The 12,427-nt window shown below is 35.8% G+C and carries 14 protein-coding genes; all 14 read right to left on the bottom strand.

What is annotated here, in order from left to right:
• Positions 1 to 4: 4 nt before the first annotated feature.
• A complete protein-coding gene (locus M9C83_01825; GenBank protein ID URQ66961.1) occupies positions 5 to 1,195 on the bottom strand; it encodes a sterol desaturase family protein in 1,191 nt (396 codons plus the stop codon).
• A gap of 3 nt (positions 1,196 to 1,198) precedes the next feature.
• Positions 1,199 to 1,978 carry a glutathione S-transferase family protein gene (locus M9C83_01820; GenBank protein URQ66960.1) on the bottom strand — a complete coding sequence of 260 codons (780 nt, stop codon included), beginning with the start codon at positions 1,976 to 1,978 and terminating at the stop codon, positions 1,199 to 1,201.
• A gap of 2 nt (positions 1,979 to 1,980) precedes the next feature.
• On the bottom strand, positions 1,981 to 2,592 hold the full coding sequence (locus M9C83_01815) for a glutathione S-transferase family protein (protein URQ66959.1): 612 nt from the start codon (positions 2,590 to 2,592) through the stop codon (positions 1,981 to 1,983).
• Between the two features lie 55 nt (positions 2,593 to 2,647).
• Positions 2,648 to 3,049: an ACT domain-containing protein gene (locus M9C83_01810; GenBank protein URQ66958.1), complete on the bottom strand. Its 402-nt coding sequence runs from the start codon at positions 3,047 to 3,049 to the stop codon at positions 2,648 to 2,650.
• 2 nt (positions 3,050 to 3,051) lie between these two features.
• A complete protein-coding gene (locus M9C83_01805; GenBank protein ID URQ66957.1) occupies positions 3,052 to 3,507 on the bottom strand; it encodes a DUF4396 domain-containing protein in 456 nt (151 codons plus the stop codon).
• A complete protein-coding gene (locus M9C83_01800) occupies positions 3,500 to 4,939 on the bottom strand; it encodes a DNA photolyase family protein (protein URQ66956.1) in 1,440 nt (479 codons plus the stop codon). The genes M9C83_01805 and M9C83_01800 overlap by 8 nt, the downstream gene beginning before the upstream one ends.
• Positions 4,940 to 5,707, bottom strand: a complete 768-nt coding sequence (locus M9C83_01795; protein URQ66955.1) for a glucose 1-dehydrogenase — start codon at positions 5,705 to 5,707, stop codon at positions 4,940 to 4,942.
• 32 nt (positions 5,708 to 5,739) lie between these two features.
• Complete coding sequence (locus tag M9C83_01790) at positions 5,740 to 6,489, bottom strand: sulfite exporter TauE/SafE family protein (protein ID URQ66954.1); 750 nt, start codon at positions 6,487 to 6,489, stop codon at positions 5,740 to 5,742.
• Positions 6,490 to 7,254: a glutathione S-transferase family protein gene (locus tag M9C83_01785; GenBank protein URQ66953.1), complete on the bottom strand. Its 765-nt coding sequence runs from the start codon at positions 7,252 to 7,254 to the stop codon at positions 6,490 to 6,492.
• 86 nt (positions 7,255 to 7,340) lie between these two features.
• Positions 7,341 to 8,936, bottom strand: coding sequence for a phosphodiesterase (locus M9C83_01780; GenBank protein ID URQ66952.1), 1,596 nt, complete (start codon positions 8,934 to 8,936; stop codon positions 7,341 to 7,343).
• Between the two features lie 5 nt (positions 8,937 to 8,941).
• Complete coding sequence (locus tag M9C83_01775; protein ID URQ66951.1) at positions 8,942 to 10,162, bottom strand: aminotransferase class III-fold pyridoxal phosphate-dependent enzyme; 1,221 nt, start codon at positions 10,160 to 10,162, stop codon at positions 8,942 to 8,944.
• 7 nt (positions 10,163 to 10,169) lie between these two features.
• Positions 10,170 to 10,976, bottom strand: coding sequence for a hypothetical protein (locus M9C83_01770; GenBank protein URQ66950.1), 807 nt, complete (start codon positions 10,974 to 10,976; stop codon positions 10,170 to 10,172).
• Between the two features lie 41 nt (positions 10,977 to 11,017).
• A complete protein-coding gene (locus tag M9C83_01765; GenBank protein URQ66949.1) occupies positions 11,018 to 11,779 on the bottom strand; it encodes a glutathione S-transferase family protein in 762 nt (253 codons plus the stop codon).
• A gap of 42 nt (positions 11,780 to 11,821) precedes the next feature.
• Positions 11,822 to 12,385: a hypoxanthine phosphoribosyltransferase gene (locus M9C83_01760; protein URQ66948.1), complete on the bottom strand. Its 564-nt coding sequence runs from the start codon at positions 12,383 to 12,385 to the stop codon at positions 11,822 to 11,824.
• Positions 12,386 to 12,427: the final 42 nt, after the last annotated feature.

Genomic DNA, 12,427 nt, shown 5'->3' with positions numbered 1-12,427 from the left:
AAATTCACTCCCTATCTAAAAAAGGTAAGAAAGCAATATTTAGCAGTAAGTAAAAAAACAAAACATTAATCAGAAAAATCCCTGGACTAAACGAATAAAGATAGCACAGACAAATAAAGATCATCACCGACTTTAAATACTCTAATTTAATTATCTTTTCAGCATCTAGCCATTTCGCAGTACAGAACATTGAAAAGATAACTATACAAATCAACATAACACCATGGTCATATTCCATATTCGTGTCTGCAAACAGGATTACAGCTGCATAAGACATGCATAAAAACTGAATGAAGGCATAAAATTTTGTAAGGGTCTTTATATGCGGATCATGCTTCTCAAAACTATTGGGATCAAAGTTATCATCGGATATTCCTTCAGGCGACCAGCCTGTTCTGGCAGTTATTACAGAATAAAAGTTTCTTAAGGAAAGTGAGTAAGACAAATCCTTAAAAATCTTTTGATAAATATGGATATTTGCTTTCACTGGATCGAAGGTCTTAAGTGCACTTCTTATTCCATAAACACACTTTTCATCATCTTTCTCCTCCTGATAAGTTGAGAATAGTCTGTCCCAAATAATAAAAACACCACCATAATTCCTGTCAATGTATAAATCATTCTGGGCATGATGAACCCGATGATTTGAGGGAGTTACGAAGAATAACTCATACCATCCAAGTTTAGGGATATGCCTAGAATGAACCCAGAACTGATAAACCAAATTAAGAGTACCAACTGAAACCATCACATAAGAAGGAACTCCAACTAAGAATAAGGGGATATAGAAAATCCAAGATATAAAAAATCCTGTACCAGTCTGTCTCAAAGCAGTCGATAAATTATATTCTTCGCTTTGATGATGAGCTACGTGCGATGCCCAAAAAATCTGTCTCTCATGACTTATACGGTGAAACCAATAATAAAAGAAATCGTATGCAATAAATGCAAATATCCAAGTAATCCAAAGACTACTATCCATTCTCCAGAGGGAAAAATGTGTTTCAATTTGATAGTACACATAGCCGCTAAAACCTATCTTAAGAATCCCGCTCGTACCTCTTATAGAACCCATGAATAGACTACTGATCGTGTCATTTAATCTATAGGTATTCTTGCCAATAAGTTTCCCATAAGCTAATTCGAGGACAAGAGCCAGTAAAAAAAATGGTACAGCTATTTCAACATAGTCCATAATTTACATTTCGTACCAGTCTAAATAAGATCCCATAACATCTAAAAACTCCTTTTTATTACTTAAAGCCTTAAAGTGCTTAAATGTTAAAGGATAGTCTGTTTGAAAATTCATGCTTATCAAAGTTAAATCCTTTTTCTTCAGTTGCTCTAGATAATGACCTTCTCTTAAAAACTGTGCAAATTCACAAACGAATGAGATATCAGCAATAGTTAGATGGTCTCCAGCAATAAAACTTGAAAGAGATAATGCTTTTTCCAAGCCATCAAGATAAAACTCATAGGAGGCTTTAGTTCTTTCATAAGTATATTTGGTTATATCTTCAAGCTCTAATAGATAGACTTGAAATTCTCTTGAGAAAACTAGATTAGCATCCAAAAAACTATCTATTCTGGAGGTTAAATTTAGATCATCGCCTCCATAAAGTGATTTATCTTTACACTCTCTAGCAACCGCTCTCAAGATACTATTAGATTCAAAAACTCCCAATCGACCCTCGCCAACGAATCCTGCTGGTACAGTACCAAAAGGATGTTGACCCATAAATTCGTTTGTCTTGTATAGGGAGCCTTTAAAACCTCTTTTGCTTTTGATTTCGAATGACTTAAGTTTAGACTTATCTTCGTCTGTTATTGGCTTTGCATCAAAATCCCATAACCAATTTGGCATGTTATTTGGTTTATCTCCAATAACCTCCAGGTCAATACCACCAATTTTGGCTGTAATAATCGACTTCCATACCCTGGGATTAGGAAGATAAGAGAATATCCTAATCTTGTTCAAGCTTATTGAGTCTCAATAGCCTTTTTAAAAGCCGGTCTGTTTTCTAATTTCTCTACATAAGCCTTAATATTGATCATCTCATCTGAGACACAGCCCAATCTATTACTCATAAAACAGGAATGTCCAAGCATTATGTCAGCCCCTGAGAAATCACCTATCAAATAGTCTTTACCTTCTAAATTTTCATCAACAGGCTTCAAGGCATTAGAAAGAAGTCTTTGAGCTTGACCTAAAACTGTTTCGTCTCTCCTCTCCGGAGGAAGTAGGACTGTATGAACTACGATTGTATTCATTGGCGGCATTACCATGCCTTCACAGTAGTGAAACCACTGTAAATATTTAGCAAAGTGTTCTGAATCAACAGAGGGTTTTAGTCCTCCATTCTTATGTTTCTCTAGGATGTAATCGGTTATTGCTCCTGATTCCCATATTTGAGTATCTCCATCCTCAAGAACAGGAACTCTGCCTAATGGATGTCTTGCTCTATGCTCATCAGACTTTAAATCTGTTGGGCTAAACGCCATTTTATTTAGTTCATAAGGTAGCTCTAATTCTTCAAGAAGCCAAAGAATCCTTCCAGCTCTTGAATTTGGTGCAAAATGTAACTTCAACATAAATCTCTCCTTTTAATAAGCCTCATTATAAGGGTAAACATAGTCATAAGAAATCTTAGGAATCCTCTAGTGAGGATATAACTTTTAATGCTTCTGCAGCCAAATTATTTTGAACAAAAATATGGTCATGAAAATATCCAGAGAAAATATTTGAAGATATTCTGTGCTTAGTTAACTCTCTTGTAATGGTTGAAATGAGTCCATGACTTTCCAGGCTTGAGTGCACTCCCAAGGATATACACTTGAAAATACCATCATATTGTAAAGAATGCGCATCCGCGTCCTTTTGATTAATCACTAAAGTAATGCCTTCATCTTCTAAAAAAGTTGCTTTTGGCTTAAGTGAGTTAAATAAATCCTCAAGAGGTTCGCTTGAAGTAATGAAAACAAAAGTCTCATCAAGCAAGCGAGGATTAATATTACGCAATATCTCTTTTAAATTAGTCTTACCTGGCATTCTTAGTGACAGGCAATATTATATTTTTTTAATCTGTAGTAGTTATAAGGTAAGGGAGTTATAAAACCCGCTAATAGCATAAAAGGTATGATCCACCAGACTAGAACTCCTCCAGCGAATACTACATCAACAGTATTCATGGCTATCTCCATTGACAACATAGAAATGAGAGACATTCCAGTAGCTGTACTGAATGCTTCTTTTAATCTCATCTGTCTGGAAAGAATTATAGTTTCTAGGATGATGGAAGTAATCAAACCATTAATAATTGCCAAGGTCATTATTCCCAACATTGGAAATGGAATTTCATTTATTTGGAAAAAAAGAATAGTCCCAAAATCTCCAATAGAGCACCCTAATAGGCACCAGAGAGTATTGATAGATGAACGCTTCCATGTATGCCTGCAAGTCCAAGAAATAGAATTATCTTGTTGATTCTGAATATTTAATTCACTCATTTACTTCTTTTTTAGTTGTAGCAAAAGCTTCCAGGGCAAGTTCTCTAGAGATCTTCAAGTCTACGATAGGCTCTGGATAATCTACTCCTAATTCTATACCAGCAGATTCTAAGATTTCCTTAGGAGCTTCCCAAGGGCTAAAAAGGTACTTATTTGGTAAATTCTTCAACTCAGGCACATATTTTTTTGTGTATTCTCCGTCTGGATCAAACTTCAATCCCTGTGTAATAGGATTAAAGATTCTAAAGTATGGAGCAGCATCAGCACCAGATCCTGCCACCCATTGCCACCCCGCGCTATTACTAGCTAAATCAGCATCCACAAGACAATCCCAAAACCATTTTTCACCTTCAAGCCAGTGTATTAGAAGATTTTTAACTAAAAAAGAACCGACAATCATTCTCAGTCTATTGTGCATATAGCCTGTCTGCCATAGCTCTCTCATACCTGCATCAACAATGGGATATCCAGTTTTTCCTGACTGCCAAAGTTTTAAAAGATCTTTATTTTCTTTCCAAGGAAATGAATCGAATTTCTTTTGAAAATTAACACTAGGAAAATCAGGAAAATGATAAAGAAGGTAATATGAGAACTCTCTCCAGCCTAACTCGCTATGAAAATGAGCAAGGCTCTTATCTATCCCTGAAATAGTTTCTTTTGTTTTAGCTCGATACCAAACTTCATTAGGTGATATTTCACCAAAATGTAAATGTGGAGATAATCTTGATACAAATTTTTGTGAAGGGAAGTTTCTACCTTCTTTGTAGTTCAATAAACCATGTTCAAGAAATTCTTCTAAATTCTGTTCTGCACCCTTTTCTCCTGGATTCCATTCCTCCTCGAAACCTGCATACCAATTAGACTTTGGCAGTAGATCCAAACTTTCCAAGTTATCTGAAACATTATCTTTCTTAGAGATATTCTCAAAGCTAGGTTCGCTTATTGGTAGTCTTGGCTCACTAGCATTTAGGCATCCTTTTTTATAATAAGGGGTAAAAACTCTATATGGAGTCCCATCGTCTTTAGAAATATTCCAGGGTTCCCATAACAAAGAACCACAAAAACTTTCTACAATTATATTATTTGTCTCTAGTTCGTTTTTTATTTTCTTGTCTCTATCGATCCTCCAGGGCTCATAACATCTATTCCAAAAAACATTAGAAACAGAATAATCCTCAATAAGTTTGGGCAATATTTCGCATGGGTCTCCTTTAAATAATCTCAAACTTCCACCTAAACTTTCATTAAGCTTATTTAAAGAGTGATATAACCACCATCTACTAGCGGAACCCATTTTGAATTCTCCAGAATTAGTATCGTCCAAAATATAGATGGGAATAAATGAGTCGCACTTGCTGGCTGCCTCAAGCGAAGGATTATCTTTAATTCTTAAATCTTGTCTAAACCAATGTACTGCAATTTTTTCTGACATTTATGCTGTGAAACCTCCATCAATTGTGTGCACAGAACCGGTGATAAACTCACTCTCATCACTAGAAAGAAATAACATCAACTTAGCTATCTCATCGGCTTCAGCATATCGACCTAAAGGTATCTGTTCTGCCAAAGAACCTTTACTAGTTTCTTCTCCAGTAATCTCGGAGAAACCGTCTTCTAAAACTCTCATCATTTGTGTCTCTACAGGAGAAGGATTTACCGAATTAACCCTTATCTTCATCTCAGCACATTCTTTAGCAGCTGATTTAGTCAAACCTACAACGGCATGTTTGCTCATCACGTATGGGGATAATAGAGATGCTCCTGTAACGCCTGCTACACTTGAAGTTATAACCACACTTCCTCCCCCTCTTTCATTTAAAGCTGGTATAACTGCCTTTAAGCCCAGAAAAGGGCCCTTTGCATTCACTGCCATTACACTATCAAATACCTCTTCATCATAATCAACTATTGACTGAATTTCTCCAGCCACACCTGCATTAGCTATGAAAATATCTACACCTCCATATCTTTCAAGTGCCAAATCTACTGCTTTTTGATTGTCTGAAAGTAGTGACACATCTCCTTTAAAATAACTTACCTTGTTAGAATCAATCTCTTTAATTGCATTAACAAGATCGTCTTCACTTAAATCAACCATCAAAACACTCGCACCTTCTTTAAGAAAAAGTTCTGTAGTAGCTCTTCCTATGCCCCCAGTTGCACCAGTGACTATAGCTACTTTGTCTTCTAATCTATTCATAAAACTACTTAATTGATTTTTTCAGTGCATGTTTATTGTGAAAGTAAAAAAATACCTCTACCAATAAAAACCGCTCCTACAGAAAGGACAATTCGTTGAGTCCATCTGAAAAATATTTCATCATCTATTATATCTAAAACCTTCTTACCAAGAGTAGTTCCTACGACAGATAAAAATATTGCTAAGAGCAAGAATATAGGCTCAGGCCAATTTTTTAGACTATAAGTCAACAGTCCTCCAAAAAAAATAATTTTGGAAATATGTCCAATAGTTTGTGCTACTGCCTTAGTAGCAACGACTTGATGTCTCGTCATATCTACTCTTTGAAAAAAAACATCTAACAACGGACCGCCAACACCAGCTACTAAGTTTGTTAGAACCACTACGCAACCTGCTAAAACTCCCGTACCTGCTTTTGTTATATCCAGAGCAAGTTCTTTTGGGACTATCCATGCAATATAAGGCAATAGTCCTAATGCAAATATAATCAATATTTGACTAGGTTCGAAAGCTATAAAAAATAGAAAGATTAAAGCTATAGTACTGCCTATTAGCAGCATTGAAATAATTTTCCAATTGATATCTGTTCTATTGAGCCATGCTCTATATCCATTTGATGTTGCTTGAATTAGACCATGAAGCACCATCGCAGGTCCTACGGAAAGGAAACTAATCAATATTCCCATAAGAATAAGGCCACCGAGCATGCCAAAAATAGAGGATAAAAAAGCTGTTGCGAAGGTTGCAAATAATATAAAAATGAAAATTAAATCTAATTCCATTTATTGATCTAAAAGAAAATCTTCAATTGATCTACCTTTCAAGCGCAAGATCAAGGAATGAACATATAATACAAACTGCATTATCAAAGGCCTTCTTACTTCTTTTCTAAAGAGATTATTTGCATATAGTCTTTCATACCAACCAAACACATTAGGGTGTAATCTTTGAAGTGGATAATTTGCATGTTGTATTCTCGTTGCGTAAATAAACCAGGCAATATCGACTAAAGATAGTTCCGCACCTAAAATATATTGACTATCCTTTAATTGATCGTTGAGATCGTCCAAAGCAGTTCTAATATGAATCAAAGACTTGCTTGCATCTTCGTCCGTTATCCCATACTTTTCGTACTGCTCCCAAAAATTTCTATTTACATCATCCATAGAGTCTAATTCTCCATTTAAAGTAGCTTTATTTTTTGCTTTAGGCTGAACAGACTTTCCTTTGTTTAAAAATCGTGGAACCAAAAACTTAAAGGTAATATTTCTTATATCAACATGCAGATTATCTTCAAATTTCAATATTTCTTTAACCTTCTCTTCCATGTTCTCTGGAATTAAAGGGGATTCTTTGAAGCATCCCTCGAGATGCTCAAGAATATCATTGCTCTCTATATGAACCTCTCCATCATGTATTAGAACTGGCACTAGAGATCTTGGGTTAATGCCCTGAAACCATTCAGAGAAGTTCTCGCCAGTAGAAAGATTTATTTGATGTGATGTAAATGGTATTTTTTTTAAGTTTAGATAAATTCTAGTTTTCATCGAACAAGCTGAAAACTGGTAATTTAAAAGGTGAACACCCTTCCAGTCCAAGATTTCCTTTGTTTTGATATCAGAACTCAATAATTTCATATGTAAATCTTTTCACTAGAAATCATCTCTCCAGTTTCCAAATTTTCTGGATTGTGACCACCACAAGAATTGATCTCAGCAACTGCTTGCTCATTTTCTATAGTAAAGAAAGTAAAACCATTTTCTTCTTTAGTTCTATACAAAGATTGACAGATAAGTTGATTAGGATTGTCAGCTGTAATACCGCGGGCAAAAGAGGGCCAAGTTCCTGTTGAGCTACTTATGGGCCCAACCAAAAAGGTTTTAACCTCTCTATTTAAAGTCATTGTATCTGATTGAAGGATTGAGGCGGCACCCAATGCATGTATATCTCCTGAGAAGATAAACCTTGAACCAGCTCTTTCTGAAATACTTTGAAGTAAACGCTGATGTTGTAAAAACCATCCCTTTTGCCAAAGGTATTTATTTGCATCGATTGTTAGAGATCCTTTTCTACCTGATAGTAATTCATTTATTACTGTGCCAGATGTCCCTTCCTCGGCGACAACATCGGGATACCACTCCCTCCATTTTCCTGCAGTATATCCTAGTGGATGTGATGGGATAAAAGCTAGATGCTTTGCTTTTGAGTCGGTTATTCGGGATATAAGCCATTTTTCATCTTCACTAGAAATTAAAACTGCTTTTTCTTCGCCAAGAGTCATATTTCCTGCGCAATCTGCTATAAGTCCCTCAAAAGCATTTCCATACCTTATTCGGCCAGTCCTTCTTCCTGGCTTATTATCTGGAGTATCGATAAAAGGAGGATAAAAAAGATCAGCCATTTTTTGAAAAGCACCTTTACTGAATGCATCAGCCGGAAAGGTTACCAAATCTTCTTCTGCATCATCATTCTCAAAATAGTCATGGTCATCGGGAATAAAGAAAATTGGAGTACTTTTAAATTTAGTACCATAAAGAGCTGCTATTTGTTCATTACCGATTTTTTTTAAGATTGTTTCATTATTTTCACTGTCTGCGCTTTCAGATCTATTAAAAACACCGTACCTAAATTTTAAATACCCTCCCACAAAAAACTTTATCAACTTACTGTTTCGTCCAACTGGAGGAAAATTTTCCCCTCTAAGATCGAAATAGATATGGTCTCCTATCGAGATGGCGAAATCAGGATTTCTGGATAGGCCTTCATCAAAAATCTTTTGTCTAAACTTAAAAGACTTAAAAAACTCTTTACCAGAAGCTTTAAAACCATCTCCGCCTCCAGCACATGTAAAGGCCATCATAGAGATATTTTTGACTTCGGATTCAGGATCAGGAAAAGTCTTCAACTGCCAAGGCTCAAAAATTGATTCTTTCTCAGAAAATAACTCAAGTTCATAAGATGTATCTGAAAGAAGTTCATCTGAAATAAATTGCCAATGTTTGCCTTCACGATCAATAGGTCTTCCAGTAACAAGAATTTTATTATTAAGGATAAGATCAAGATTTTCGACACCTTTTGATAATGATAATGAAACAGCAAGTTTTTCATGACTTGCTGAAGATAAAATATGCTTTACTTTAGTAAAACTTGAATTGCGAAAGATGTAACCACCTGCTAGAAGCGTAGCAAGCACTCCGGAAATCTTCAGAAAAGTTCTTCTTGAATACACCCTCTTTATAAGCTTTGAAAGGCCTGTTTTGCAGTATTCTCTATAAAATCAATGTCTTCATTGCGATGAGCTAGAGAAATAAAATGATTATGGTATCCAAGCATGTAGACACCTCTCCTCACACATTCGTCAATCCATCTGAAATGGGTTTCAAAGTCTACATCCTCCAATCGATAATAAGGCATAGAAGGTATTCCTGAGGCAATTAAGTTAAAACCTTCTTTCTCAGCAACTTTAACAAGTCTTCTATTAAGATTCTCACCATACTCAATCAGTTTATTTGGAGCATTTTCCTTCTGCAATTGATCAAGAGTTGCGAGTGCAGCAGCCATGGGAGGTGCACTAAAAAACTGAGTACCAGTAAAGTAAACTTTTTCAGCAGAATGCTTCAGCTTTTCTTTACCGACCAATGATGCTAGAGGGTGGCCATTAGCAATAGCCTTGCCAAAGCAAATCATATCCGGTGAAAAATCAAAAGCTACATTAGAGCCGCCTAGATTTATTCTAAATCCAGCCCTCACATCATCGACAATAGTCAAAACTCCATATTGTTCGCATAAAGATGTAATTTTCTTCCAGTAGCCCTCTTCAGGTAGAGAGTTATCTCGTGAGACGGGATGGTCGTATGGCGAGGAGATAAAACAAGCAATATCATCTCCATTCAAGCTGAGCAATTCTTCTAAGCCTTCAATGTCATTCCATTTAATCTTCAAGACATGTTCATTATCAGAGTCAATAATACCTGGCCTACTTTTATCTTGCATCCAAGGGGCAACGCCGTGATAACCGTCATCAATTTTTACTATCTTCCTCTTTGACGTGTATTCACGAGCTATCATTACAGCTAAGCTTGTTGCATCTCCTCCATTCTTTCCAAACAAGGCCCAATCTGCAATATCTACCATTTCAACTAACTTAGTTGCAAGGTCAACCATAATTGGCGATGCTAAACTAACAGTATTTCCTTTTTCAGAAGAGGTCTTGAATGCTTCTTCTACTTCGGGATGGTTATAGCCTAAAATTGATGGACCATATCCACACATTAAATCTATGTATCGGTTATCATCAAGATCCCAAAAATATGCCCCTTCGGATCTAGAAAAAAATTTAGGTCCAGTATCTCTTACCGCATACTTATAATGTCCAAATATGCCTCCAGGAATAACTTCCTTAGCCTTTTCGAAGTATTCATTTGATTTCGTTACTTCGTATGTAGTATTTTTCATTTGAAAGCTAATCGAAGAAACAAACTGCTCTGACTTCTATGCTTTCTCTTGGTGAAGCGCCCTCGGGAGTATCTGGATGATCGAATGCACTGTGCAATGTTGGAATAAAAGGTTTTTCCTCAGAATCATAAGTTTTAAACATAAGGACTTCATCTCTATTCATTTCTGGATAGAAATACCACTTATGTAAATCACTGTGAGAAGACTGACAAATTTCAACCGTCAAGGCATTTGGTTGATCAGGAAGATAATTAAATAAGTCTGTTGGTATCAATTCTTTATCAGAAACTGATCTTTTATCGCAAACAGCAAATGGCGTATCTACGCCGTCCTCATCAAATCTCCTCCAAAGATTGTAAACAACAATCCTTTGAGGATTTATTCCTGTCTCTTTTAAAAATGGATCTAGTGTTGCGCCAAAACTAGTTGTGAAGTCATTATGGACTAATCTGTGCCCTCCTTTTCTCTCACCAGTTTCAGCTTGAGCTTCATTTCTTGTTATGTGAGAAAAGATTTGTACTTTATCTGCACCTACTTTTTCTTTAACGTGGGAAGCCATTTCTTCGTAATAAACACTCACAACTTCTTCATCATTGTAAAAATCCTGAACAGAAGATACGTGGTTAATTAATTCAAACCCCCCCATTGTAATGTCAAAGTCAAATTCTCTGGCATTGTGCACTGTCTTCTTAAATGACTTTAAGAACTCAGGGATAGTATTTTTGTCTTCAGATTCATTATCTAGGCCATAAGCAGGCTTAGCTTCATTTTCTTTAAGTGGTTTTCTATAATTAAATTCAGCTTCAATATTCATATTTCAAAAAAATTAATTTAACCAATATATTACAACATTTTTTACAGCATATCGGTTATCTTTTCTTCAATTACCTTAAAAGCTTTCTTATTTGCATTAATTATTACCTCTATAGGTGGAGCCTCCTTACTTATATCACCCAACTCAAATAAGGCGACATGGATATCATCATGATAATCTACATTTTGCATCTCCTTTAACCACTTTCGAATATTAGGATATGGCTCAAAATTATAGACATTGGTGAACATACTTTGCAGTTGGCCTATCTCAACATATGCAGAGATATCAGCAATTGTCATAGTGTCTCCAATTAAAAATCTTGAGTCTCTCAACCAGCCTATTTCAATTGCCTCAAAAGCTTTTTCTATATTAGATTTAGATGCGGCTAAAAAATCTTCTGAAAAGCTTAGGTCTTTTCTGACTTTTGGTGCAACAATACCTATTGAAGCTTCTCTTATGTTTCTGTGATGTAGATGTAAGTAAGAATCTACTTTTGCTCTTTTTTCTGGATTAACTGGATATAAATCGTCCCAATTATATTTATTACACAAGTAACACATAATGGCATGCGATTCTGATATGGCAAATCCTGTATCTGGATCCTCTAAACTCGGAATGGTTCCAGTGGGAAACTTTTTTAAGAAGTCAGGATGACGACTTCCACCCTCCGATGAAGAGCCTGGGTTTGTTAACTTCAATTTGAAAGGAAATTTCTTTATTAACATCAACCACATTACAGCGCGCACTGGTTGTGAAAAAGGGACACCATAAATTAGTATATTTTTTGAAGTTTTATCCATTTTTTCTCCCTTTGAACATATTAGCATCCAGGAAGAAAAAATTTAAAGTTTTGGAATGATTTTATCCAATAAATCTTTTAATTCGGGTTTATTTTCCTTTATCTCTTTAGTAGACAAGCCTTCGAGCTCGTGCGGAAAAACTAACCATTTTTCTGTTTCATGAATGAAGTAGTCGGGGTCTCTGTCGGTTATATTTTGCGTTGGTTTGAAATAGGGAGTAGCAACCCTTATTTCAGGGGTATTTTTTTTACAAGCTTTTTCGAGGTCGATAATAATTTGACTGATCGATTTACCCGTATCATAAACATCATCAACTATAAGCAAGGAATCTTCAGATTCGAGTTTCTCTATTAAATAACTCAATCCATAAACTTGAACATTATCTTTTCGTTTGCCCATACTAGAATAGTAAGACGTTCGTATTGAAATGTGATCTGAAGGAACACTTAAAATATCCAACAACTCTTGAACCGCGATTCCTACCGGAGCACCACCTCTCCAAACTCCTACTATATAGTTAGGACGATAGCCACTCTCGAAAACTTTCCAAGCAAGTTTAAAGGAGTCTTCTAGAAGCTCATCGGCTCCGATGTAAAGCTTTTCCATGATAAATAGTAAAGGGGAAGTAAGATAAGAGCCTCCTAAATT

The organism is SAR86 cluster bacterium (assembly GCA_023703575.1).
GTDB lineage: Bacteria > Pseudomonadota > Gammaproteobacteria > Magnimaribacterales > Magnimaribacteraceae > Magnimaribacter.
Note: the sequence above shows the minus strand (reverse complement) of the source record. Positions and strands in the feature narration are given on the sequence as shown.